The organism is Qipengyuania marisflavi, from assembly GCF_005884405.1.
GTDB classification, from domain to species: Bacteria; Pseudomonadota; Alphaproteobacteria; order Sphingomonadales; family Sphingomonadaceae; genus Qipengyuania; species Qipengyuania marisflavi.
Genome location: NZ_VCAO01000003.1, coordinates 196,239 through 220,069, shown reverse-complemented (window position 1 = coordinate 220,069; position 23,831 = coordinate 196,239). Strand labels below are relative to the sequence as shown.

The window sequence follows — 23,831 nt, the reverse complement described above, 5'->3', positions numbered from 1 at the left end:
CGGCGCGCGTCATCACACAGGCGGCCATGTCTCCCCAAGTCCTGAAAACTGCCGCGCAAGACCCGGCGCAAACACGGCCCCGCGCCATTGCGCTGTGGCTGTTGATCGTGGCGGCCATGGTGGTGCTGATGGTTGCAGTGGGCGGGATTACCCGGCTGACCGAAAGCGGGCTGTCGATCACGCAGTGGAACCCGGTCAGCGGCACCTTGCCCCCCCTGGACGAGGCGCAGTGGCAGCAAGAGTTCGATCTGTACCGCCAGACACCTGAATATCGCAACGAAACCGGACCCGCCGGAATGGATCTTGCCGCGTTCAAATTCATCTTTTTCTGGGAGTGGTTTCACCGCCTGCTGGGCCGCTTGATCGGAATCGCTTTCGCGCTGCCGCTGGCATGGTTCTGGGTGCGCCGGGCGATCCCTGCCGGATATAAGCTGCGGCTGGTCGCATTGCTGGCGCTGGGCGGGCTGCAGGGCGTGTTCGGCTGGTTCATGGTACGCAGCGGGCTGTCGGGAGAGATGACCGATGTCAGCCATTTCTGGCTGTCGATCCATCTGCTGACCGCTTTTTTCACACTCGGCGGGCTGGTCTGGACCGCGCTGGACCTGCGCGCCCTGGATCGCGACCCCGCAGCGGCTCCCGCAAGATGGACTGCAATGGCCAGCTGGGTGGCGGCGATCCTGTTCGTCCAGCTGTTGCTGGGGGCATGGGTCGCGGGGCTGAATGCCGGACTGGCTTCGGATAGCTGGCCGTTGATGCAGGGCCGCCTGATCCCCGAATACGATGGCGCGCGCGGATTTTTCTATGCTGCAACGCACGATCCCTTCCTGATCCATTTCCTGCATCGCTGGTGGGCGTGGGCCGCGGTGGCGGCGCTGATTGTGATGGCGCGCCGGGTGAAACCGCTTGAGAGACGCGCCTCGATTGCCATTCACAGCGCCTTCGGCACGCAGATACTGCTGGGCATTGCCACAGTGATGACCGGCGTCGCGCTGTGGCTGGCGGTGGCGCATCAGGTGGTCGGCGCGTTGCTGGTCGCCTGCTTCGCCTGGGGCGCACACGTGCTGGGGCGGCGCGCATGACGGCACTGATCTATTGCCCCTTCCCCGATGCTGCGACTGCGGAGCGATTGGGCGGTCAATTGCTCGCAGAAAATCTGATCGGCTGCATCAATATCGGCGGCCCGATCCGCTCGCTATTCTGCTGGCAGGGCGAAATGGGCGCGGGCGAAGAAATTCCGGCGCTGATCAAAACGGATGCCAGCCTGCTGGACCGCGCAGTCACCCGGCTTGAGGCCCTGCACCCTTATGACACCCCCGCAATAATGGGCTGGCGCTGCGATTCTGCGGGGAGCGGCACGGCGCAATGACTGGGAGCTTTGGGGGGATGAAAGACATGGGGCGCATTAATCGCCGGTCGGTGCTGGAAGTCATGGGCGTGATGGCCCTCGCCCCGCTGGCAGCGCTGGGTGTCACCGCTGCCCCGGCCAGAGCGACTGGCAAACTGAGCGCCCCGCCGCACGCCATGCGGTTGCAGCGGGTGCTGGAGCGTGAGCTGGTCGGCGGCGCAGCGCTGGTGGTCACACGCGATTGGGAATGCCGTTTTGAAGTCGTGGGCCGCGGGATGCAGATTGCTGGCCGCCAGCTGAGCTGCGAAGTCGAGGCACCTGCAGCACTCGCCCCGCTAGCCGCGCTTGAGCGCCAGCGCGATGTCACGGGGCTGTTTCCCGCACTGCTCGATGCGGATGGCCGGATCGTCAATTCTCCCGCCACGGCGGATAGCGATATGACAAGCGCGGTGGATGCGGCGCTGGCTGCTCTGGGCAAACATGCGAGCGCGGATTCGCGCAGCTTTATCGCGCAATTGCATCAGACGTCGGCGGCGCTGGTCAGCACTGTCCCGCTCGATCTGTTCTTTCCCGCACCCGGCGCCAGCACGGTGACGCGCACCATACCGCTACCCGACGGGACAGCAGGTGAGCTGGAAATTACGCTGGTCACCCATATCGATCCAGCGTCTGGCCTGCTGGATACCTGCGAGAAAATGATCGTCTCGCGCATCGCCGACACTCAGCGCACAGCAAAAGAGCGCTGGACACTGGCCGCTTTCTGACCCGCCAGATGCGCGCAAAACCGTTGCGATATTATGCTGCGGTATTATTTTACCGCAGCCAAGACGGGCGGATTTGCTTGACTAATCGGGGTGTCGGCGCCATTTGGTCCGCGCTTCGCAAATTCGGACAAACCCGGATTCGCCGGACGGGTGCTTGCCTCAGCGGCAAGTGCTGCAAACACTAGAAACGGATATCACAGCCATGAAGGCTCTCACCAAGACCACCCGGTCGATCAAACCGGCCGAGGTCGAAAAGAAGTGGCACATTATCGACGCCGAAGGGCTCGTCGTGGGCCGTCTGGCAGCGATTGTCGCCAATTTGCTGCGCGGCAAGCACAAGCCCAGCTACACCCCGCATGTCGATTGCGGCGATCACGTCATCATCCTCAATGCCGACAAGGTGAAGTTCACCGGCAAGAAGATGACCGGCAAGATCTATTACAAGCACACCGGCCACCCCGGCGGTATCAAGGAAACCACCCCGGCCAAGGTGCTGGAAGGTCGTTTCCCCGAGCGTGTGATTGAAAAAGCCGTGACGCGCATGATCCCGCGTGGCCCGCTGGGCCGTGCGCAGATGAAGGCGCTCCACCTCTACAACGGCACCGAGCATCCGCATGACGGGCAGCAGCCCGAAGTGCTCGATGTCGCCTCGATGAACCGCAAGAACAAGGCTGCCGCGTAATGGCCGACACCACCAACACCAGTGGCGAAACCGTCACCGATCTCGCTGATCTGAAAGACATCGCCGGGGGCGCGCCGGAAGGCGACGCCGCTGAAATCGCTGCCAAGGCCGAAGTTCCCCTGCGCGAGCAGGTGCTCGACAAGCAGGGTCGCGCCTATGCCACTGGCCGCCGCAAGGATGCCAAGGCACGCGTCTGGCTGAAGCCGGGCACGGGCAAGATCACTATCAATGGCCGCGATCAGGAAGTGTATTTTGCACGTCCCACGCTGCGCCTCGTGATCGATCAGCCGTTCGCCATCACCGAACGCCAGGGCCAGTACGACATCGTCGCTACGGTCAAGGGCGGCGGTCTGTCGGGCCAGGCTGGCGCTGTGAAGCACGGCATCAGCCAGGCACTGACGCGCTACGAACCGACGCTGCGCGCAGCCGTCAAGGCCGCTGGCTTCCTGACCCGCGACAGCCGCGTGGTCGAGCGTAAGAAGTATGGCCGTGCCAAGGCACGCAAGAGCTTCCAGTTCTCGAAGCGTTAAGCCGCTTCCAACCGATCCATGTGATCGCCAAAAGAAGGCGGCCCTGGCAACGGGGTCGCCTTTTTTCTTGCCCGCCAGCACTGCACAAAGGATTGCCAATCCGCTGGTTTGCCGCTTGAAGGGCGCGATGCCCTTGCGCCGGATCAAGCACGCTCTCACGCGGATGCTCTCGCCTTACAAGATCGAGGTCTACGATCTGTTGCGCGAAGCGGCGGCGCGGCAATCCGCCGATTATGCAGCGCAGCACCTCGATCAGGCGATGATCTTCCGGCTGCGCGAAGAGCTGTGGGATTATGCCGCGTCACACGCACAGCTTGAGAGCGGGATGATGCTGGAATTTGGCGTGTTCGAGGGGGTGTCGATCAACCATCTCGCCAAGCGCTTCCCCGGCGAGCGGCTGTATGGCTTCGACAGTTTCACCGGGCTGGCCGAAGACTGGACCGGCTATCATTTGCCCAAGGGTGCATTCGATCTGGGAGGGAATTTGCCCAAGGTCAGCAGCAATGTCGCACTGATCAAGGGCTGGTTTGAAGACACAGTGCCGTCATTCCTAGCTGAGCATCCTGACGCGCCCGTGCGGCTGTGCCACCTCGATTGCGATACTTACGCCAGCGCGCGCTATGTCCTGGAGACGATCGCCCCGCGCCTGACCACTGGCAGCGTCATCATTTTCGACGAATATTACGGCTACCCCAACTGGCAGCAAGGCGAGTTTCGCGCTTGGCAGGAGGTCTGCAAGCTTGCTGGCCTGAAGTATCGCTATCTCGCCTTTGCCAATATGCAGGCGGCGGTGATTATCGAATAGAAAGTCGCCGCCGCGGTCAGTGCACCGGCGGGTCTACGCGCGGCACCTGACGGATCGGTGCGACCGGCTCGCCCGGTTCACGCGGCGGCAGGGCATTTTCCGGGACGTCGTCGATCTGCATGGACGGCGTCGCGATATCTTCCAGATTGCGCACACACACGGTCAAATCCTGCCCGTCCCACATCAGCTCGTTATAGCTTGGCGGAGTCGAGCGCGTGCGCTTGGACAAAGTCCCCGCACCAATCATCCGCACCGGGCCATTGGTGGTCGCTTCGACGATATCGAACGCATCATGGACATGCCCCGACAACACTGCGGCAACGGGACGCTTGGCCAGTTCCGCCAGCGCATTGTTGCCGCCATGGGTAAGTGCCGTGCCTGCCGTGCCGACCTCGCGCAGCGGATGGTGCGCGGTCACCAGCGCTTTGACACCAGGAGGCAGGGCGTCGATCGCAGTCAGGCATTTTTCCAGCGCCCGCTTGCTGATCCAGCCCTTCGACCAATTGGCCCGGGGCTGCATCCGCACGGCAGTCTTCAGCGGCACAATCGCCAGGCCCGGCAGGTTAAGTTCGCGCTCAACCACGCTCTCCATGCCCTGAAACCGGCGATAGGGCGCAAAGAACCGCTCGACCGGGTTAAAATAAGGCATGTCGTGATTGCCGATTTCAACCGTCACGGGAATGCCCAGCGACATGATCCAATGCGTTGCGGCGGCAAATTCGCGGTGCCGCGCACGCATGGTCAGATCGCCGGTAATCGCCACCGCGTCCGGGCGGCGCTCGGCAATTTCCTGCACCACCCAATCGAGCGCGCGATTGTCCTCAAGGCCGAAGTGGATGTCCGAGAGGTGAAAAATCCGCGTGTTGTCAGTACCCATGATCGGTCGCTAGCAGATCGACCTCGCATGCTGCCACTGTGAATGTTGCGCGCGGGCCAAGTGTGGCCGGTTCGCCATCAATCAACACCTCGACCGGGCCACCGTCGACGCTCTCAAGCGTGACTTCATCGAACAGCCCCAACCGGATATGCGGCCCTTCACGGAACTGGCGGCGCAGCAGCGCCCAGCTTTGCTGCAGCAATTCGCCTGTAGTCTCCGACGAGAACCCGTCCAGCTGCATCCCGCGGTCGCTGGGGGAAAACTCGATCAGGGGATAGCCTTCAGGCCTGCCCCGAGCTGGCTCTGCGCAGCGCAGCATCGTGCCGGCCGTGGTCTCGTTGATCGCCTGACTGGCGGTTTCCGCAATCGCGGAGAGGTCGAAATCACGCATGGCCTCGCGAACCGAACCCCAGGCTGTGCCCGGCCCCGCCAACAGTCCGGCCAGCGCGTCGCCCTTCTCGCACCGCGCCATCAGCGGGCGCACCGGGCGCACCGCCTGATTGGCATAGCGTTCGATCACTATGGGCGCATCCACGTCACCGTGCAGGCGGATGCTAAGCAAATTCATCGTCCCGCCGGGCAGCACCAGGATCGAGCCGCCCCAGCCATACAGGGCGGTGATCGCCGCATTCAGTGTTCCATCGCCAGTATAGATCGCCAGACAGCCAACGCCCGCCTCATCCAGCTGCTCGGGGGTCGGCAATTCTTCGTCAGGAAAGTCGATCTGGCGTTCCACAACGATGCCGCGCGCGTCGCAGCAATCATAAAGCGCCACCAGCGCATCGGCGGTGTTGCTGCCGCTGCGGGCATTGGTCACGAGCCACATTCTGGATTGGTCTGTCATAGAACGAGAGCGCGGAAAGCCTCAGCTTGTTCCCGCAGCTGGCAACAGGATTATTCAGCGCGCCGGAGCATTGTCCACCCGGCCACGCCATTGCAAGCGCTGTAGAACGCATAAGCCCATCCCGCGCTGCTCCACCCGCCATTGGCCAGCAACATGGCCGAAAGCAGGATGATAAATTCCGCTGTCAGAGAAATCCGCCCGCCATTGGCGCGCAGCGCCGCAGGCACGCTCGCCAGAAAGGGATGCCCGCTTTCCAGCACGGCCTTGTGAACGGCAAAATTCGCCACACCCAGAATGAAGAGCACTGTCAGGATCATCGCCAAGAACCATAGGCTCGCCGCCCGCCGATGCCCAGCAGCACTTGGTCGGTAACGGTCAGCAGGTCGTCAGAACGCTGAAACACCCGTCGAATCCGGGCTGCCGGGAGGAAAATATGGGTGCATTCAAAGTGTGTCGGCACAGTGTTTCCGGGCAACTCGTCCAAACCTTTGCTGCAATCGAAAGGATAGAAAAATGGCGAAGAATCTTGCTATTGCCGCCGCGCTTGGGCTCGCCCTTGCCGCCGCGCCCACGCCCGCATTTGCCCAGAATGCCGCTGGCTACAACCGCGATCTCACAGTCACATACACCGACATCGACCTGACGAAGAAATCGGATCGCAAAGCATTGCAGCGTCGCCTCGACCAAGCTGCGCGTACGGCCTGCAATTATCAGGAACAGCGCACCTGAACGCGGCTGAAGGATGGTGATGGGCGCCGCTGCTACGCCAAGGCGCGGATCGCGGCCCGCGCCCAATATGACGCCGTTGTTGAACAATATGGCATAGGTGGCTGACCCCCCAGTCCGACCACCTGATCCCCGGCCGGAAGCAGTCCCCCGGTCGGGGATCCAACTTTTCCGATTATTCTGAAATATAGCAGCGCTGGATCAGCGTCCGGCCATCGCCTTGACCTTGGACAGATAGGTCCGCCCGATCCGCAGCGCCTCGCCATTGTCGAGTTCAACAGACCACACCCCCAGCCCGTCATGGCGCAGACCCTTGATCCCGTTCTTGCGCAGGATGGTGGAGCGATGGATGCGAATGAACTGTGCGGGATCAAGCCGCTTTTCCAGCCCCGCAATCGTCTGCAACAGCAGATAGGACCGCGCCTCTTCGCCATTGCCGACATGCAGGCGGACATAATCACGCTCGGCATCGATCCGGCCCACTTCGGCGGTTTCGATCCGGATCAGTTCGGAGCGGTGCGGAATCCACAGTTCTTCCAGCCAGCGACTGGCCTCGCGCCCCTCCTCGCCCCGCCGCGCCAGCGCGCGGCGCACGGCCCGGTCGAGCCGCTCGGGTTTGACGGGTTTGAGCACATAATCGACCGCATCCAGATCGAAAGCGTCGACTGCGTAATTGTCATGCGCGGTTACAAACACAACTGCCGGACGGGTTTTCGCCTTCGCCAGTTCGCGCGCCACTGACAGACCGTCGACCTCGGGCATGGTCATGTCGAGCAACAGCAAATCGGGCTGCAGCGCCTCGACCAGTCGCAGCGCCTGCGCGCCGTCGCTGGCAGTGCCGACGACCGAAAGATCGTCCAGCTTGGCGCAAATGACCTGCATCCGTTCGACCGCCAGCGGTTCGTCATCGACGATCAAGGTGCGGAGACGGGTGTCTTCACTATCTGCCATGTTTCACCAATGGTATCCGCAGTTCGGTGGCGTATCCGCCACTTTGGGAAGCGCCCGAGGTCACGCTGGCAGCATCGCCGAAACGAGCTTTCAGCCGATCGCGCACATTGGCCAGGCCGATGCCGAAACCCTTGTGGCCGCTCTGCTGGCCGCCCGGCCCGTCATCGGCAACCGTCAGCACCAGCCGTTCATATTCTGTGCGTGCCGAGATCACGATGGTCACCGGACTGGCACTCGCCGAAACACCATATTTGACCGAGTTTTCAACCAGTGGCTGGAGGATCATGCCCGGCACTTTGAAATGTGCCAGCTCGGAGGGAATGTCGATCTTGATGCGCAGCCGTTCGGGAAATCGCACCGATTCGATTTCGAGATAATGCTCCTGAAGGTCGATCTCTTCGTCCAGCGCCACATCACCCGTTGGATCGTCAGCCAGACTGTGGCGATAGAACCGTGAGATGGTCTGGATCATCTGCTCGGCGCGTTCGGCCTTGCCCGTCATCACCAGCGCGGACAGCGAATTGAGCGTGTTGAACAGGAAATGCGGATTGACCTGATACCGCAAGCTACGCAACTCGGCCGACTTGGCGGCCGACCGGAACCGCTCCTCACGCTGATGCGCGGCGCGCGCCTGCGCCCCGGCAAGCATGGCGAGATACAGCGCCGCCCAGGCGAGCAGCAGGAAATAGCGCCCGAGCGCAATATCGAAAATCGCCCGCCAACGGTCGCTGGCCGTCGGGGCGGGCGCAATCATGATGCTGCGGGGGGATGCCGCGCTGGCTTCATCGACCCCGTGGTCCATTGGCGCGCGCGGCAAATCGACCAGCAGATTGCCCGCTTCATCGCGGCGGATCGACACCCCGCGATCCTCACCGATCTTCTGTTCCACTTTCGCTTCGACCGATGCGAACACCCATTGGTTGACCTGCGCAATCAGCAGGGCCGCTGGCAGCGAGGCAATCAGTACCACGGTGACCTTCAGGCCAAGGCTGCGGTCTTCAACCAGCCGCAGCACCAGCCACAGCAGCGCCGTGACCCCCATCCCGGCCAGGCTGACCACACCGCGGCGCCACAGCAGTTCGCCTTGCAGCTCAAGCCCGACGACAGAACCGCGCAAAGTGGTGAGCAGGAAATAGCACAGCCATAGCCCGGCAATCGATGCCAGCACGGCCGCATGCGTCAGCCGCGGCTCTTCAGATTCGGAGGAGGTCACAAAATTCATGGGCGGTGCCGGTCTGCCGTCTTGTTCACAAAAAGGCCAGCGCCGCTGTCGAACGCGCATTGGCGTTCGTCGAGCGTCGCGCCGCTCGTCGGCTCAGGTTCCCGGCAGCAAATGTTCCTCGGCGATTTTCTTGCGCCATTTTGCGGGAGCCAGCGTGTGGACATTGTTGCCCCGCGCATCGACTGCCACGGTCACGGGCATATCCTCAACGGTGAATTCGTAGATCGCCTCCATGCCCAGATCTTCAAACGCCACCACCTGGGCGCCCTTGATCGCGCGGCTGACCAGATAGGCCGCACCGCCGGTCGCCATCAGATAAGCGACCTTGAAGCGGCTGATGACCTCAACCGCATCGTGCCCGCGCTCCGCCTTGCCGATCATTGCCAGCAGGCCAAGGTCGAGCATCATCTCGGTGAACACGTCCATGCGGGTGGCGGTGGTGGGGCCGGCGGGGCCGACCACTTCGCCCATCACCGGATCGACCGGACCCACGTAATAAATCGCGCGGCCCTTGAAATTGACCGGCAATTCCTCACCGCGCGCCATCATATCCTTGATCCGCTTGTGCGCAGCATCGCGCCCGGTCAGCATCTTGCCCGACAGCAGCAGGCGGTCGCCATCTTCCCAGCTGGCCACTTCCTCCGCCGTCAGATTGTCGAGATCGACCCGCTTGGCAGCAGCATCGGGCTGCCATGTGACTTGCGGATAATCCGCCAGCTTGGGGGGCTCCAGATAGGCAGGCCCCGATCCGTCGAGCGTGAAATGCGCGTGGCGGGTGGCGGCGCAATTGGGGATCATCCCCACCGGCTTGCCCGCCGCATGGCAGGGTGCGTCGAAAATCTTGACGTCGAGCACCGTCGATAGGCCGCCCAGCCCCTGTGCGCCCACGCCCATCGCGTTGACCGCGTCGAAAATGTCGATGCGCAGCTGCTCGATATCGTTTTGCGGCCCGCGCGCCTTCAGCTGGCCCATATCGATCGGGTCCATCAGGCTGAGCTTGGCCAGCTTCATGCAATGTTCGGCAGTTCCGCCAATCCCGATGCCCAGCATCCCCGGCGGACACCAGCCCGCCCCCATCGACGGGATCTGTTCGAGCACCCAGTCGACGATATTGTCGCTGGGGTTCATCATCTTGAACTTGGATTTGTTCTCCGACCCGCCACCCTTGGCTGCGACATCGATCGATACCGTATCGCCATGCACCATTTCCACCGACAGCACGCTGGGCGTGTTGTCGCGTGTATTGCGGCGGGTGAAGGCGGGGTCGGCGAGGATCGAGGCGCGCAGCTTGTTGTCGGGATGGTTGTAGGCGCGGCGCACACCCTCATCGATCACTTCCTGCAAGGCGCGGTCCGAGTCCAGCCGGCAATTCTGCCCCCATTTGACGAAGACATTGACGATGCCGGTGTCCTGGCAAATCGGACGGTGCCCTTCGGCGCACATGCGGCTGTTGGTCAGGATCTGCGCAATCGCATCCTTGGCAGCGGGGCCTTGTTCAGCCTCGTAAGCCTCGCCCAGCGCGCGGATGTAATCCATCGGGTGGTAATAGGAGATGTATTGCAACGCATCCGCCACGCTCTCGATCAGCGCGTCTTCTTCGATCACCACCATGTCGCTCATCGCTGCGTAATCCCTTGTTGCAGATTTGCGCTCTTCCCTAAGCGTGTTTCGGGGCAGTGGTCAAAGCGCTTGGATGCAAGCGGTGTTGTGCTTAAAGCATCATGGCTTGCAGAAGCGTGTTAGAACTGTAATACAGTTGGCGGACATGACGATTACACAGACCCTTCCCGACATGACTGCCGCGCGCCGCGCGATGATCGACAGCCAATTGCGCCCCAGCGGCGTGACCGAGGCTTTCGTGCTCGAACGCATGGGCACTGTCCCGCGTGAGGATTTCGTGCCTGATACGCTGCGAAGCAGTGCCTATGCCGACCGTGCGATGCGGCTCGGCGAAGGCCGCTTCCTTGCCGCGCCGCTGTTCCACGGGGCGATGCTGGCCGAGGCGCATCCCTCGATGACGGACCGCGTGCTGGTGATCGACGGCGGCAGCGGATATTTGCCAGCGCTGGTCACTCCGCTGGCCCAATCGCTCGCCACACTTACGCCCGAACAGGCGGTGGCAGGCAAACATCGCGGCGAATATGATCTGATCCTGGTTGATGGCGCGGTCGAGCATTTGCCCGCTGCAATGGCCAAGCTGGTGGCTGAGGGCGGACGCATTGTTACTGGACTGGTCGAGCGCGGCGTGACGCGGCTTGCCACCGGGCGCAAGGCAGGCGGCGCGCTGGCACTGCTGCCGCTGGCTGAAATGGGCATTCCCCGGCTTGGCCAGTTCGACCGTCCACCGTCCTGGAGTTTCTGATGCGGCGCAAAAGGTTTTCGGCAGCGCTGGCGATCGGGTCGAGCCTTGTGGCGCTGGCATTTGCCGTGCCCGCAGCTGCCGATACGCTGCAGGAAGCGCTGACCGAAGCCTATCTCAACAACCCCACACTGGCCGCTGCGCGTGCGGGACAGCGTGCGACTGACGAAACCGTTGCGGTCGAAAAGGCGTCAGGCCGGCCCAATGTTGCCGCCACCGGCGCTTATACCGAATTTCTGACTGGTGCTTCGGCGAATGGCCCGGATCGGCTGTTTTCGGGCGGGCTGGATCTGGGTGTGCCGCTGTATCAGGGGGGAGCTGTCAAAAACTCGATCCGCGCTGCTGAAAACCGTGTCGCAGCGGGCCGCGCCGATTTGCGCGCTACCGAAAGCGCAATTTTCACGCGCGTCGTGGCTGCATATATGGATGTGCTGCGCGGTCAGGCACTGGTTGGGCTCTCGGCCAATCAGGTCGATGTGCTTGGCGTGAACTTTCAGGCGACTGGCGACCGGTTCGAAATTGGCGACCTTACCCGCACCGATGTGGCGCAGTCGCAATCGCGGCTGGCGCTGGCGCAGGGCGATTTGCGCAGTGCGCAAGCCAATTTGATCGCCGCCCGTGAAACCTATATCCAGCTGGTCGGCGATGCGCCTGACAATCTCCAGCCGCCACCACCGCTGCCCGGTCTGCCGCAGGATGTCGGCACCGCAGTCGATATCGCTCTGGCCAACAATCCCGATCTGATCGCCGCGAAAGAGCGGGCCGAGGCATCGGGCTATGACATCGACGTCGCCGGATCGGCGCGCCTGCCGCGCGTGTCAGTGTTCGCCGGATACGATTACCAGAACACGCTCAGCTCGCTGCGCAGCAATGTGCCGAATGTCGTCCTGCCGCAGAGCAGCGGCGCAGCTCAGGCCGGGGTTTCGCTGCGCGTCCCGCTGTTTCAGGGCGGCCTTCCTGCCGCTCTCGAACGGCAGGCGCAGGCGCGTTCTGCCGCAGCGCTGGAAAACGTCATCGCTGCGGAACGCGATGCAATCGCGCAAGTGCGCTCGGCATGGTCGAGCTGGCAGGCATCGCTGGCCATTATCGAAAGCAGCCAGAGCGCCGTCGCCGCCAGCGAGCTTAGCCTTGAGGGCGTCCGCGCCGAAAACTCGATCGGCAATCGCACCATTCTCGACGTGCTCAACGCCGAACAGGAATTGCTCCGTTCGCGGGTCCAGCTCGTGACCGCGCGCCGCAACGCATACGTCGCCGGTTTTTCGCTGCTCGCGGCGATGGGCCGTGCCGAGGCGCGCGATCTGGGTCTGGTCGACGAGGGACTGCTGTATGATCCGATCACCAATTACGACCGCGTAAATGGCAAATGGTTCGATTGGGACCGCGATCCGGACCCCGAGGCGCAGGCGACGCGCACGGTCGATGTGTCTGCAGCGGATGCCGAAATTCCGCCTGCGGAGACATACGGACCCAAAACTTCTATGTAAGCCTGCGCCGAATCGGCTAGAATGCGATTCGCCAACAGGGGAAGATTTCCATGCACCAGCCAGGTGAACCCTCGGTCGAAGAGATTCTCGACTCGATCAAGAAGGTGATTGCCCGCGACAATCGTGATGACGCGATTGCCGAGCGTCGCCGTCGCACGCTGGGTTCTGACATGGTGGGCGCGGATGATGGCGAACGCGCCGAACCCGCCGATGCGGAAGAGGCTGCCGAAGTTCTCGAGCTGGACGAATCCGAAATGGTGCAGGCTGATGATCGCCCTGGCGATTCCGGTGATAGCGACATGCAGGACGGCGACTCTGCCGACGATCCACTGGTCCGCGCCGATACGCGCACGGCCATGCAGCAAAACTTCGCCGCGCTGGCGATGCTGTCCAAGCCCGGCAAACAGCCGCAAATCGTGCGTTCCGGCGAAACGTCGCTCGAAGGGCTGACACGCGAATTGCTGCGCCCGATGCTGGCCGCATGGCTGGACGAGAACCTGCCCGGCATGGTCGAAGAGCTGGTGAAGGCGGAAATCACGCGGATCGCTGGCAAGCGCAGCTGATTTTGCCCCTTATCATCGGGCGGCGCGAGGGCTAGACCCTCCACCCATGACTGCACGAAAATGGGTTTCGCGCCCGCTCGCCCGCCTTATCGGCCTCTCCCTCGCATCGCTTATGGTGCCCGCACCGCTCGCCGCGCAGGAGCGTCCGGCGATGAGCGCCGAAGATCTGGTCACCATGCCGCGACTGGGCGGTCCCGCGGTGGATGCCGATGGGCGCATCGCGATTTATCCTGTCACCACCACCGATCCCGACAGTTTCAAGCGCAGCACCGCGCTGTATCTGCGCCCGCTCGACACTCAGGGCACTCCGGCAGTCGAGCTGACCGCCCTCAAGGGCGCCAGCGACGCCGCGTTCGGCGGCGATGGTTGGCTCTATTACCTTGCGGATGATGCCACCCCGGCAGCTGGCAAGGACGCCACTAGTCAGGTCTGGCGCGCCCGCGTCGATCCCGACGGCAGCGTCAGCGGCATCAAACAAGTTACCGATTTTGCGCGCGGTGTGAACGGTTACACCGTTGCGCGCGACGGCGGGCATATCGCAGTATGGGCAGAATTGCCGCGCAGCTGCATCCGATTGGACTGCGATGACAGCGCCAAAGCGTATCTGCCCGGCCCCGGCGACGGGCGGCTGTTCGATGGCAGCGGCGGTTTTGTGCGGCACTGGGACGGCTGGGAAACCCCCGGTACGCATAGCCGCGTGTTCGCCTTTGCGCTTCAGGATGGCACCGCGCAGGGACCGGGTGTCGCACTCGACGGCCCAGCCGGTGACGGCGCGCCCACCGGCGATACCCCCACCCAGCCCTTTGGCGGAGGTGAGGACATCGCCTGGGCACCCGATGGCAAGAGTGTGTACTTCACCGCGCGTGAAGCCGGTGCGGATGAGCCATATTCGACCAATCTGGACATCTGGTGGTCCGATCTGACCGGCAGCGCCCCCACCAATCTGACCGCCGCCAATGAAGCGCTTGATGCGCTGCCCACCCCGTCGCCCGATGGCCAGTTCCTGGCCTATGTGGCGATGGCACGGCCAACTTATGAGGCGGACCGTCAAGTGGTCATGCTGCGCGATCTGCGCAGCGGCAAGACCACTGCCCTGACGCAGGATTGGGACCGTTCGGTCGGCTCGCTCGCCTGGACCCCCGACAGCCGCTGGCTGATCGCCACGGCGCAGGACGTGCTCGACACCCCGGCATTCCGCATCGATCCGCGTAGCGGCGCGGTCGAGCGGCTCGACCTGATGGCGGGCAATGAAGCGCATATCGGCAATGTCACTCCGCTGCACAGCGAACGACTGCTGTTCACCCGCGATTCGGTGGGCGGGCCAGCCGAACTGTATCTGTCCGAAGGCTGGCAGCAGGCCGAACCGCTGACTGACATTGCAGTCAGCCGGATGGGCAAGCTTGCTTCGGTCATGACCACGCGCTTCAGCTTCGCAGGCGCCAATGGCGACACTGTGTGGGGCCAGATTCACAAGCCCGAGGCGCACACCGGCAAACTCCCGGCGATCCTGTACGTTCACGGCGGCCCGCAGGGATCGTTCAACGATGGCTGGTCAACCCGCTGGAACCCGCGCGTTCTGGCGAGCCAGGGCTATGCTGTGATCTCGGTCGATTTCCACGGCAGCACAGGATACGGGCAGGCCTTTACCGATGCGATCAACCGCGATTGGGGCGGCAAGCCGCTGGAGGATTTGCAGAAAGGCCTCGCCGCTGCATTGGCGCAGGATTCGTCTATCGACGGTGATCGTGCCTGCGCGATGGGCGCCAGCTATGGCGGCTATATGATGAACTGGATTGCGGGCAAATGGCCCGACCGGTTCCGCTGCCTGATCCAGCATGACGGGTTGTTCGACATGCGCAGCTTCTATTTCACCACCGAGGAATTGTGGTTCCCGCGCTGGGACTTTGGCGGCGGTTATGCCGAGGCAGCAGCCGAGTATGAGAAGTGGAACCCGGTCAATCACATCGACGCGTGGAAAACGCCGATGCTGGTGGTGACTGGCGAGAAGGACTTCCGCGTTCCCTACACTCAGGGGCTGGCATCCTTCACCGTGCTTCAGGAAAAGCGCATTCCCAGCCAGCTGCTGGTGTTTCCGGGCGAGAACCATTGGGTGCTCAGCCCTAAGAACTCGCTGCAATGGCACCAGACAGTGTTTTCATGGCTCGACCGCTGGCTGAAACCCGCCGAATGAGCGGCGATGATGATCTGGCGAAGGCCCGCGCCGCGCTAGGCAAGATAGGCGGCGAGACGGTGACGCGGCAGATTTTCCTGTGCGCGCTGAGCGAGAAGCAGAAGTGCTGTTCGCGCGAGGATGGCAAGGCGGCCTGGACCTATCTCAAGCGGCGGCTCAAGGAATTGCAGTTGATCGGTCCGGGCAAGGTGCAGCGGGCCAAGGCGGATTGCCTACAGATCTGCGCCAACGGCCCGGTCGCGGTCGTCTGGCCGGACAATGTCTGGTACCATTCCTGTGCGCCGGAAGTGCTGGAGGCGATCATCCAGCGGCATTTGATCGGCGGCGTGCCGGTGGAGGAATTTCGCCTGCGCGGGGACCCGCCTGCTTAATCCTCGCGGTCGGAAGGCCGGTCCTCGATCGCATTGTCATGCCCCGTCCCCGATGACAGGAACACCAGCCCCATCAGCGCCGCGGTCAGCAGCATCGAGACGCCCAGCCCCAGCGCGGCGGCGATGTAGAAGTGCACTGACACCACATTGCCCTGCTTCCACAGCAGCGCCATGGCGATGGCGACAACCCCGATGGTCAGCAGCATCATGAAACGCATCAGGCGGCGGAACCGCGCCCAGGCAAAAGCAGCGGTTTCAGGATCATCAAGCGGGGATTTGCGCGTCATGCCCTCTCCTTGGCGTGTCAGCCGCGCGCATTCAACGCAAAGCAGCACGGAGATTCGCTTTTCCGCCGCATTGATGGCATCCTGCCTGGCGGAAAAGCGGTGGAGAACAGGATGAATGTTGGCAATTTGATCGAAGGCTTTGCGGCTGCGGATATTGTTTCCTGCACCGTGGACACCGCCATGCGCGATGCGGTGACGCTGCTGGCTGAAAAACGCATCGGCGCGCTGCCCATCATGGAGGGCGGCCGGGTGGTCGGGATATTTTCCGAGCGTGACGTGATTTACTGTCTGGCGGCCAAGGGCGCGGGGTGCCTCGATGGGCCGGTCGGCAATGTCATGACCTCTCCGCCAATCACTATTGCCCGTGATACCAGTTTGCTACAGGCGCTGTCGCTGATGACCAAGCGGCGGATTCGCCACCTTCCGGTGGTGGATGGCGACACGATGTGCGGCTTCATTTCCATAGGTGATCTGGTCAAAACCCGGCTCGAGCAGATCGAGCATGAAGCGCAGGCGATGCGCGAATATATCCAGACCGCTTGAGGCCGGGCCTCGCGCACCCTACATCGGGTGCATGGCCACCATGCTCACTCTGACCGAATCCGCTGCCGCCCGCGTTGCCGCGATTGCGCAAAAGCAGGCCAAGCCTGCGATCCTGCGCCTGTCAGTGGAAGGCGGCGGATGTTCGGGCTTCCAATACCGCTTTGGCCTGGCGGACGCCCCGGAGGACGGCGATTCGGTCAGCGAGACCGGCGGCGTTAGGCTGGTGGTCGATCCGGTCAGCCTTGATCTGGTGGCTGGCAGCAAGGTCGATTTTGTCGAATCACTGGGCGGCGCTGCGTTCAAGGTAGAGAACCCTCAGGCCGCTGCGGGCTGTGGCTGCGGGTCCAGTTTCGGGATCTGACACGCCTTATATGGGCTGATTTGGGTTAGACCCAGCCGCAGCATTCGGGCACAGTCTGCCTATGCGTATCGCCAGCTTCAACATCAACGGCATCAAGGCGCGCCTGCCGCGCCTGCTCGAATGGCTCGAGGAAACCCGGCCTACCGTCGCCTGCCTGCAGGAAATCAAGACGCAGGACGAAGGCTTTCCCGCCGACGAATTCGAGAAGATCGGATATCACGCCATCTGGCATGGCCAGAAAAGCTTCAACGGCGTCGCGATACTGGCTGACGGGGTGAAACCCGTCGAAACACAGCGGGGCTTGCCCGGCGAGCCGGAAGACGATCACTCACGCTATCTCGAAGCCGAGGTGAACGGGGTGCGTGTGGGCTGTATCTATCTGCCCAATGGCAATCCGCTGCCCGGCCCGAAATTCGATTACAAACTGCGCTGGATGGAACGGCTGCGGGCGCATGCGGCAACCTTGTGGGCGCAGGAAATCCCTACCGCGCTGGTCGGCGATTACAATGTTATCCCCGACGACAAAGACGTCTGGGCGCCGCGTGCCATGGCCAGCGATGCATTGATGCAACCGCAGTCACGCGATGCCTATTCCCGCGTGCTGGCCGATGGCTGGACCGATGCCCTGGGCACGCTCAATCCGCGCGGCGGCGTGTGGACCTATTGGGATTATCAGGCCGGAGCCTGGCAGCGCGATCACGGGTTTCGGATCGACCACCTGCTGCTGTCGCCAGAACTGGCTGACCGGATGACCGGCGCCGGGGTCGACAAGGAACACCGCGGGCGCGAAAAAGCCAGCGACCACGCACCCGTATGGGTCGCAGTCGCTGACTGATCGTTTTTTGTTGAACGCTTACTTGTAGAAAACGTGGGTGTTGATCGTCGCACGGGCCGTTTTGCGGCGGCTCCAGCTCGGCTTCACATATTTCGCATGGAAATACAGCGAATCCTGCGCTGCGCTGTCCCACGCATTTTCATGCGCGATGCGGGCGATCGCTTTGGCCTTGCGCCACGCGGCCGATCCGGTCTTGATGCGGGGCATCCGGCCGTTCTTCACAAAGGAGAACTGCGAACGCTGGTAAACCACGCCGCAATAGCTGGAGGGGAACTGGCGCGCTTCGGCGCGGTTGATGATGACCCTGGCAACGGCCAGCTGTCCGGCCAGCGGCTCGCCGCGCGATTCGAAATAGATCGCGCCGGCCAGGCACTGCATTTCTTCGGACAGCGTTGCAGGCGTCGCGGTGCTCTTGACCAGCTTGGCCAGAGTTTCCGCATGGGGAATGGGGGGAGCACTCTCGGGCTCGGCTGCCTCGGGCAGCTCCTGAACCACAGGGCTTTCCACGAATACCGGAACGACTTCGTCAGTCAGAACGGCTTCGGTGGTGATGGTCGGAGCAGCAATTTCGCTGCTCTGTGCATTGGCGCCGGAACTTTCAAAGCCAGCCAGCGTAATGATCAATGTAGCGGCCAGGGCCGCAGTAAAAGTAGTGGTCTTGCGAATCATAATCCCGAAGCAATTCGGCGGTTGGCGGACTGACACAGGCTGGGACCCGGCGCGCGTTACAATGCGTCATTGGGTTGGGTCCGTTACGGGCCTGCCGGCCACCCCCCGTCTGCGTGCTAGCCGGGCGACCCCTTGTCGACCCGAACCGCCTGCGCACTCGAAGTTGAGCCGCCAAATAGTCTCATTTGAAATCAAGTCAAGTTAACCGGCGCTCTCTGCGATGAAGCGTTCGGGATTCGTGACGTCCAGCTCGATTATCCAGCTATCGGGATCCTGACCCCGGCGGCGCTGCATATATTCGGCAAATTCGTGTGGATTTTCATCGTCTTGCCGCCGAGTGATCGAATAGATGCGGCGCCCGTCCAGCTGCGGCATCCGCTCCCAAAGGCACGTGTCCCTGCCGCATTCCATGGTTAACACCAGGATGACGCCGCCGGTCTTTTCCCCCTTGCGCAGCACCGTCGCAAAGCCGCCCGCAGCCTCTACCGCGCGCAGCATTCCAGAAACTTCAATATGCGCAGGCAGCCGCCCGTCAGGCACTCTGGGTGCCGTTCGAATAGCCGGACAGGCTGGAAAGCGCGATTCGCGACCGCATGAAGGTGCCCGTCCCCCGGCCAATTTCCTCGCCCTCTTCATCGATCAACCGCGATTCGGCGACCAGCACCCGTCGGCGGCCACTGACCCAGCGGCCCTCGGCCACGACAGTCCCTTCGCGTACCGGCTTGGTGAAATGGAGGTTGAATGAAGTCGTCAGCAGAAAGCGATCAGTGACCAGCGTGTTGGCCGCATAAAAGGCGGCGTCATCCAGCATTTTGAAATAGACTGTGCCATGCGCCGCACCGGCGGCGTGATAGCAGGTGGGCGTGACCTGGAAGGTGATCCGCGCGCGGCCATCCTCCAGCACGGCCAGCGCGGAATCGAACAGCGTGTTGACCGGGGCGGAGCTGTAAAGGCTCTCGAGCGCGCGATAATGCCCCTCTGCCCCGCTGGTTGCGGCCCCGGTCATCACAGCATTCCCTTACCGGGGCTCGATCCAGCCGATCGAACCGTCACGGCGGCGATAGACCATATTGTGGCGTTCGCTCTTGGCGTTCTTGAAGAACAGCGCATCGGTGCTCTGCAAATCGAGCAGCATTACCGCATCGGCCACGCTGCATTCGGGGATCGTGGCGCTGGTTTCGGCGATCACCGGCGGGCTTTCGGCGGTAACCTCCTGCTCGGGATCGGCATCGGCAAAGATGGTATAGGCCGCCTCTTCCTCGCGCGCGGAATGCGCGTGGCGCTCGTGCCGGTCTTTCAACCGGCTCTTATAACGGCGCAGCTGCTTTTCGATCTTGCTGACCGCCTTGTCGAACGCCTGATGCACATCATGCGCTTCGCCGTGACCCTTTAGGATCAGGCCCTGCATGACATGCGTGACGATGTCCGAACTATAGGCGCCGGCCGCTGCACGGCCGAACGTGACGTGCGACGAAATCGCGCGATTGAAATATTTCTCGACGATAGCGTTGAGCCGCTCGTCGACGTGCTCCTGCAGAGCACTACCGGTGTCCATCTGATGGCCTGAGACGCGGATATCCATATTTTCTCGTTCTCCTTTAAGCGGCCCTGCCGATCCCGAACCCCGGCCCGTCCGCCGGGGTCTTACCAGTACCTATCCCCAGAGCGGGGAAGTGATCCCGGCAATAAATTTCTTGTGCCGTGCACTTTCCTCCAGCGTGGGCGCATGCGGGCGCGGTGCGCGGCGCTGCCCCACAGGGGCCTGGCGCACGGCGGCGCGTTCCGGCTGCTGCGCGGCGGCCTGCGCCTTGGCAGCAAGTTCCAGCCCGATCTGCCGTCCGCCTTTCAGCTCGACATAGACCTGCGCCAGCAATTCCGCATCGAGCAGAGCGCCATGCTTGACCCGGTGGCTGCGATCGATGCCGTAGCGCGAGCACAGCGCGTCGAGCGACAGTTTGCCCCCCGGATGGCGTTTCTTGGCCAGCGCGACCGTATCGACCATGCGGCTGGTGCACACCGCCTCACGATCGCACTTCGCCAGCTCATTGTTGAGGAAGCCGAAATCGAAACCGGCATTGTGCGCCACCAGCGGTGCATCGCCGATAAAGGCGAGCAATTCTTCGGCCAGTTCGTGAAACAGCGGCTTGTCGGCCAGAAACGCCTCGGACAGCCCGTGCACCGCCTCGGCCCCGGGGGGCATATCGCGCTGCGGATTGAAATAGGCGTGGTAGCTTTCGCCGGTAGGCACCAGATTGACCATCTCGATGCAGCCAATTTCGACCATCCGGTCCCCGGTCCTGGGATCGAGGCCGGTCGTTTCAGTATCAAATACGATTTCGCGCATCCCCATTTCTATCGGCCCGGATGCCGCAGAATACAAGGGGTGACGGCTATCGAAGTGGCGAGGATGGCGGACCGCCTGTGTCGCCGGGAGGGGTGGTCAGGCGCGCGACCAGCGCCGAGACTGCAGCCTCGGTTTCTTCCAGCGAGACGCCCGTATCGATCACATGGTCGGCGCGGGAGCGTTTTGTCGCATCGGGGAGCTGCAATGCGAGGATCTGCGCGAACTTCTCCGGCGTCATCCCGTCGCGCGCCAGAACCCGCTCGCGCTGCACTTCGGCGGGAGCGGACACCACCACCACTGCATCGACCCGCTCGGCGCCGCCTTTTTCGAACAATAGCGGGATATCGAACACCGCCAGCGGAGCCGCCGCATGTTCGATCAGGAAAGCCTCGCGCCGCCGTCCGACTGCGGGGTGAATCAGCACTTCGAGCCGCGCCAGCTCGTCACGGTCGGCAAAGACCACTGCGCCCAATTTGTCGCGCAGCACGCCCTCGGGCGCGGTCGTGCCCGGAAACGCCGCCTCGATCTCTGGCAGCAGCTCGCCGCCTGGTCCCTGCATGGCGCGCACTTCGGCATCGGCATCGAAGACCGGCACACCCTGCGCAGCGAACATGGCAGCGACAGTGGATTTGCCCATACCGATCGAGCCGGTCAGGCCAAGAATGATGGGGCGAGTCATGGGGCGAGCCTTTCCTTGAGCATGGCATCAAATTCGCGCGGTGCCTCGATATCAAAGAAGTGTTGAAAAGCCGCAGCCGCCTGTCCGATGAGCATGGCGAGGCCGCCAATCGTCTCAAATCCGGCCTCCCGCGCATCACGCAGGAATTGTGTGTCCACCGGATCGGTCACGATATCATAGGCGATACTGCCGGGCGGGGCATGGCTCCAGTCAAATGCCAGCGCTGGCTGACCGCGCATTCCCAGCGGGCTGGCGTTGATCACCAGATCGCAGCAGCCGGAACGGTCATCGAAGGTGAAATCAGTGCGAGCGGCAAAATGGTCGAGCGGGGCGGCATGGTGCTCGCCCTGCGGTGCCAGCTCATCCAACAGTGCGCGCGCCTTGGCCGGATCACGCCCGGCAACCACCAGCGTGAACCCCTCTGCCGCCAGCCCAGCCACAACCGCCCTGGCCGCGCCGCCAGTCCCGATAATCCGCGCCATGCGAAAATAATGCTGTCTGGCGAGCCGGGATCGCAGTGGTTCGAGAAAACCCTCAACATCGGTGTTGCGCCCAAACAGTGTGCCATCTGCCAAACGCGTGATGGTATTGACCGCGGCAACCGTCTTCGCCAGTGGTTCGACCCGGTCGAGCAGCGGTAGCACCGCCTGCTTGTGCGGCATGGTGACATTGCAACCGCTCCAGTCGGGATCGCCGCGCCGCGCCGCCAGATAAGCGGCCAGATCACCGGGTGCGACCAGTTTGGCGCGGTATGCTGCGTCGATCCCCAGCTTCTCCAGCCAGAAATTGTGAATCGAGGGGGATTTCGACTGGGCGATGGGATCGCCGATCACTTCGGCGTAGACGCTCACCGGGCCAGCGCGCCATGTTCGCGCAGCGCCGCCAGCACCTGGAGCAGCGGCATCCCCAGCACGGTGAACTGGTCGCCCGCAATGCTGGAGAACAGTTGGACACCGGGGCCTTCGATCCGAAACACGCCGACGCAATGCGACACGGCGGGCCATTCGGCATCAAGATAGGCGGCGATAAACTCCTCGCTCAGATCGCGCACGCGCAGCCGCGCAAAATCATTGCCCACCCACAGCACCCGCTCGCCCTGCGCCAGTGCCGCAGCGCTGTGCAGGGTCATCGTCTGGCCAGAAAATGCACGCAAATGTTCGGCGGCCTCTTCGCGCGAAGCTGGCTTATCGAAACGCTGCCCGCCGACTTCAACCAGCGAATCGCTGCCCAACACAAGGCGCTCAGGGTGCTGCGCCGCGACCGCCGCCGCCTTGGCCGCTGCCAAAGCCTGCGCCACTTCGGTGGGCTCGGCATCGGCCATTTCGGCTTCCAGAGCGCGCTCATCGAAATCGGCAGCAATTGCCGAGAACGCGATCCCTGCCGCGCTCAGCATGGCTTTGCGTGAGGCGCTGTTCGACGCCAGCACAATGCCCGATCCGGCAAGATCACCGCTCATATCGGTTTTACCCCTTCGAAATCACCACCCTTGTGCCGCCCGCGATCACCCAGCAGGCGGATCACCGCAGCAGCAGTTTCCTCAATCGAGCGGCGCGTAACATCAATCACGGCCCAGCCATTGTCGGCGAACATTCGCCGCGCAAAGGCGACCTCGTCCTTCACCCGCTCATTGTCGATATAGGCGGTCTGATGGCCCTCATTGAGGCTGAGCAGCCGGTTGCGGCGGATTTGCACCAGCCGCTCCGGCGCTGTGGTCAGCCCCACCACCAGTGGATGCTTTAGCCGGTACAGCGCAGGCGGCGGCGGGCTTTCTACCACCAGCGGGATATTGGCGACCTTGTACCCGCGATTGGCCAGATAGATGCTGGTCGGCGTCTTGGAGCTGCGCGACACCCCGGCCAGCAGGATATCGGCCTCTTCCCAATCCTCGCTGCCGATGCCGTCATCATGCGCGATAGTGAACTGGATTGCCTCGACCCGTTCGAAATAGGCCTGATCCATCGCGTGCTGGCGACCCGGGCGGCCATGCGCTTCCTGCCCCAGCGCCTTTTCCAGCGCGGCGGTTACCCGGTCGAGGATCGGCACCGCCGGCAGACCCAGCTGCGCACAGCTTTCCTCCAGCCGGGCGCGGGTTTCCGGATTGACCAGAGTGAACAGCACCAACCCCGGATTGGCCTTGAATTCAGGGACAATGCGGTCAAGGTGCTGGCGGCTCCTGACCATCGGCCAGAAGTGCCGGACAACGTCGGCATTCTCGAATTGCGCCAGCGCCGCCTTGGCCAGCATTTCCAGCGTTTCGCCGGTGGAATCGGATAACAGATGCAGGTGGATCGAGGTCACGTGCGGCAGGACTCCGGCCTGTGGACAATGCGCGGCATAAACCACGGGAGAAAGCTGGCGACAAGTTCGGGGGTGGATTCGCTCCCCACTACCGGCCTTCG

31 protein-coding genes are annotated in these 23,831 nt (G+C 62.9%); 15 read left to right on the top strand and 16 right to left on the bottom strand.

Annotation, left to right across the window (positions count from 1 at the left end; translation table 11 throughout):
- The first annotated feature begins 26 nt into the window (after positions 1-26).
- The 6 genes from FEV51_RS08060 to FEV51_RS08035 all read left to right on the top strand — a co-directional run bounded on the left by FEV51_RS08060 (position 27) and on the right by FEV51_RS08035 (position 4,126).
- Positions 27-1,079 carry a COX15/CtaA family protein gene (locus tag FEV51_RS08060; protein ID WP_138617715.1) on the top strand — a complete coding sequence of 351 codons (1,053 nt, stop codon included), beginning with the start codon at positions 27-29 and terminating at the stop codon, positions 1,077-1,079.
- Entirely contained in the window at positions 1,076-1,366 is a 291-nt protein-coding gene (cutA, locus tag FEV51_RS08055) for a divalent-cation tolerance protein CutA (RefSeq protein ID WP_138617713.1), read from the top strand. Before FEV51_RS08060 ends, cutA begins: the two co-directional genes overlap by 4 nt.
- Positions 1,367-1,392: 26 nt before the next feature.
- Positions 1,393-2,109 (top strand): hypothetical protein, encoded by a 717-nt coding sequence (locus FEV51_RS08050; RefSeq protein ID WP_138617711.1) that lies wholly within the window; start codon positions 1,393-1,395, stop codon positions 2,107-2,109.
- Between the two features lie 202 nt (positions 2,110-2,311).
- Positions 2,312-2,791 (top strand): 50S ribosomal protein L13, encoded by a 480-nt coding sequence (gene rplM, locus FEV51_RS08045; RefSeq protein ID WP_138617709.1) that lies wholly within the window; start codon positions 2,312-2,314, stop codon positions 2,789-2,791.
- A complete protein-coding gene (rpsI, locus tag FEV51_RS08040; protein WP_138617707.1) occupies positions 2,791-3,321 on the top strand; it encodes a 30S ribosomal protein S9 in 531 nt (176 codons plus the stop codon). Before rplM ends, rpsI begins: the two co-directional genes overlap by 1 nt.
- Positions 3,322-3,388: 67 nt before the next feature.
- Positions 3,389-4,126 (top strand): class I SAM-dependent methyltransferase, encoded by a 738-nt coding sequence (locus FEV51_RS08035; protein ID WP_171033071.1) that lies wholly within the window; start codon positions 3,389-3,391, stop codon positions 4,124-4,126.
- 16 nt (positions 4,127-4,142) lie between these two features.
- Here the strand turns inward: FEV51_RS08035 and FEV51_RS08030 are convergent, their stop codons facing one another.
- From FEV51_RS08030 to FEV51_RS08020, 3 genes are all read right to left on the bottom strand, one after another.
- Positions 4,143-5,003, bottom strand: a complete 861-nt coding sequence (locus FEV51_RS08030; protein ID WP_138617703.1) for a metallophosphoesterase family protein — start codon at positions 5,001-5,003, stop codon at positions 4,143-4,145.
- Positions 4,993-5,820: a diacylglycerol kinase family protein gene (locus FEV51_RS08025; protein ID WP_171033070.1), complete on the bottom strand. Its 828-nt coding sequence runs from the start codon at positions 5,818-5,820 to the stop codon at positions 4,993-4,995. The genes FEV51_RS08030 and FEV51_RS08025 overlap by 11 nt, the downstream gene beginning before the upstream one ends.
- 77 nt (positions 5,821-5,897) lie before the next feature.
- Entirely contained in the window at positions 5,898-6,164 is a 267-nt protein-coding gene (locus FEV51_RS08020) for a hypothetical protein (RefSeq protein WP_138617699.1), read from the bottom strand.
- 196 nt (positions 6,165-6,360) lie between these two features.
- On the opposite strand from FEV51_RS08020, the gene FEV51_RS08015 reads away from it, so the two are divergent.
- Complete coding sequence (locus FEV51_RS08015) at positions 6,361-6,576, top strand: UrcA family protein (protein WP_138617697.1); 216 nt, start codon at positions 6,361-6,363, stop codon at positions 6,574-6,576.
- Between the two features lie 198 nt (positions 6,577-6,774).
- Here the strand turns inward: FEV51_RS08015 and FEV51_RS08010 are convergent, their stop codons facing one another.
- The 3 genes from FEV51_RS08010 to FEV51_RS08000 all read right to left on the bottom strand — a co-directional run bounded on the left by FEV51_RS08010 (position 6,775) and on the right by FEV51_RS08000 (position 10,366).
- A complete protein-coding gene (locus tag FEV51_RS08010; RefSeq protein ID WP_138617695.1) occupies positions 6,775-7,524 on the bottom strand; it encodes a LytR/AlgR family response regulator transcription factor in 750 nt (249 codons plus the stop codon).
- Positions 7,514-8,746: a sensor histidine kinase gene (locus tag FEV51_RS08005; RefSeq protein ID WP_138617693.1), complete on the bottom strand. Its 1,233-nt coding sequence runs from the start codon at positions 8,744-8,746 to the stop codon at positions 7,514-7,516. Before FEV51_RS08005 ends, FEV51_RS08010 begins: the two co-directional genes overlap by 11 nt.
- 93 nt (positions 8,747-8,839) lie before the next feature.
- Positions 8,840-10,366 carry a fumarate hydratase gene (locus FEV51_RS08000; protein ID WP_138617691.1) on the bottom strand — a complete coding sequence of 509 codons (1,527 nt, stop codon included), beginning with the start codon at positions 10,364-10,366 and terminating at the stop codon, positions 8,840-8,842.
- Between the two features lie 145 nt (positions 10,367-10,511).
- Between FEV51_RS08000 and FEV51_RS07995 the strand changes: the two genes are divergently transcribed.
- The 5 genes from FEV51_RS07995 to FEV51_RS07975 are packed head-to-tail and all read left to right on the top strand — an operon-like array spanning position 10,512 to position 15,714.
- Entirely contained in the window at positions 10,512-11,108 is a 597-nt protein-coding gene (locus FEV51_RS07995) for a protein-L-isoaspartate O-methyltransferase family protein (RefSeq protein WP_138617689.1), read from the top strand.
- On the top strand, positions 11,108-12,589 hold the full coding sequence (locus FEV51_RS07990; RefSeq protein ID WP_138617687.1) for a TolC family outer membrane protein: 1,482 nt from the start codon (positions 11,108-11,110) through the stop codon (positions 12,587-12,589). Before FEV51_RS07995 ends, FEV51_RS07990 begins: the two co-directional genes overlap by 1 nt.
- A 50-nt stretch (positions 12,590-12,639) precedes the next feature.
- On the top strand, positions 12,640-13,152 hold the full coding sequence (locus FEV51_RS07985; protein ID WP_138617685.1) for a DUF2497 domain-containing protein: 513 nt from the start codon (positions 12,640-12,642) through the stop codon (positions 13,150-13,152).
- Positions 13,153-13,198: 46 nt separating this feature from the next.
- Positions 13,199-15,343: an alpha/beta hydrolase family protein gene (locus tag FEV51_RS07980; protein ID WP_138617683.1), complete on the top strand. Its 2,145-nt coding sequence runs from the start codon at positions 13,199-13,201 to the stop codon at positions 15,341-15,343.
- Entirely contained in the window at positions 15,310-15,714 is a 405-nt protein-coding gene (locus tag FEV51_RS07975; RefSeq protein WP_246034494.1) for a (2Fe-2S) ferredoxin domain-containing protein, read from the top strand. The genes FEV51_RS07980 and FEV51_RS07975 overlap by 34 nt, the downstream gene beginning before the upstream one ends.
- On the opposite strand, the gene FEV51_RS07970 is transcribed toward FEV51_RS07975, so the two are convergent.
- On the bottom strand, positions 15,711-16,001 hold the full coding sequence (locus FEV51_RS07970; protein ID WP_138617681.1) for a hypothetical protein: 291 nt from the start codon (positions 15,999-16,001) through the stop codon (positions 15,711-15,713). The two genes, FEV51_RS07975 and FEV51_RS07970, sit on opposite strands and share 4 nt — an antisense overlap.
- A gap of 111 nt (positions 16,002-16,112) precedes the next feature.
- Between FEV51_RS07970 and FEV51_RS07965 the strand changes: the two genes are divergently transcribed.
- From FEV51_RS07965 to xth, 3 genes are all read left to right on the top strand, one after another.
- Entirely contained in the window at positions 16,113-16,544 is a 432-nt protein-coding gene (locus FEV51_RS07965) for a CBS domain-containing protein (RefSeq protein ID WP_138617679.1), read from the top strand.
- Positions 16,545-16,575: 31 nt separating this feature from the next.
- A complete protein-coding gene (locus tag FEV51_RS07960) occupies positions 16,576-16,905 on the top strand; it encodes a HesB/IscA family protein (protein ID WP_138617677.1) in 330 nt (109 codons plus the stop codon).
- 61 nt (positions 16,906-16,966) lie between these two features.
- Positions 16,967-17,740 (top strand): exodeoxyribonuclease III, encoded by a 774-nt coding sequence (gene xth / locus FEV51_RS07955; RefSeq protein ID WP_138617675.1) that lies wholly within the window; start codon positions 16,967-16,969, stop codon positions 17,738-17,740.
- Between the two features lie 18 nt (positions 17,741-17,758).
- Here xth and FEV51_RS07950 read toward each other — a convergent pair whose 3' ends face one another.
- The 9 genes from FEV51_RS07950 to FEV51_RS07910 form a co-directional block, all read right to left on the bottom strand.
- Positions 17,759-18,409: a cell wall hydrolase gene (locus FEV51_RS07950; RefSeq protein ID WP_138617673.1), complete on the bottom strand. Its 651-nt coding sequence runs from the start codon at positions 18,407-18,409 to the stop codon at positions 17,759-17,761.
- A 201-nt stretch (positions 18,410-18,610) separates the two neighbouring features.
- Positions 18,611-18,949 (bottom strand): DUF1491 family protein, encoded by a 339-nt coding sequence (locus FEV51_RS07945; RefSeq protein ID WP_281281614.1) that lies wholly within the window; start codon positions 18,947-18,949, stop codon positions 18,611-18,613.
- On the bottom strand, positions 18,942-19,415 hold the full coding sequence (locus tag FEV51_RS07940; RefSeq protein WP_138617669.1) for a PaaI family thioesterase: 474 nt from the start codon (positions 19,413-19,415) through the stop codon (positions 18,942-18,944). The genes FEV51_RS07945 and FEV51_RS07940 overlap by 8 nt, the downstream gene beginning before the upstream one ends.
- A 12-nt stretch (positions 19,416-19,427) precedes the next feature.
- Positions 19,428-19,991 carry a ribosome hibernation-promoting factor, HPF/YfiA family gene (gene hpf / locus FEV51_RS07935; RefSeq protein WP_138617667.1) on the bottom strand — a complete coding sequence of 188 codons (564 nt, stop codon included), beginning with the start codon at positions 19,989-19,991 and terminating at the stop codon, positions 19,428-19,430.
- 72 nt (positions 19,992-20,063) lie between these two features.
- A complete protein-coding gene (gene dnaQ / locus FEV51_RS07930) occupies positions 20,064-20,753 on the bottom strand; it encodes a DNA polymerase III subunit epsilon (protein ID WP_138617665.1) in 690 nt (229 codons plus the stop codon).
- 46 nt (positions 20,754-20,799) lie between these two features.
- Positions 20,800-21,432 (bottom strand): dephospho-CoA kinase, encoded by a 633-nt coding sequence (gene coaE, locus FEV51_RS07925; protein ID WP_138617663.1) that lies wholly within the window; start codon positions 21,430-21,432, stop codon positions 20,800-20,802.
- Positions 21,429-22,283, bottom strand: coding sequence for a shikimate dehydrogenase family protein (locus tag FEV51_RS07920; protein ID WP_138617661.1), 855 nt, complete (start codon positions 22,281-22,283; stop codon positions 21,429-21,431). Before FEV51_RS07920 ends, coaE begins: the two co-directional genes overlap by 4 nt.
- A complete protein-coding gene (locus FEV51_RS07915; RefSeq protein WP_138617659.1) occupies positions 22,280-22,888 on the bottom strand; it encodes a Maf family protein in 609 nt (202 codons plus the stop codon). Before FEV51_RS07915 ends, FEV51_RS07920 begins: the two co-directional genes overlap by 4 nt.
- A complete protein-coding gene (locus FEV51_RS07910) occupies positions 22,885-23,730 on the bottom strand; it encodes a pyruvate, water dikinase regulatory protein (RefSeq protein WP_138617657.1) in 846 nt (281 codons plus the stop codon). Before FEV51_RS07910 ends, FEV51_RS07915 begins: the two co-directional genes overlap by 4 nt.
- Positions 23,731-23,831: the final 101 nt, after the last annotated feature.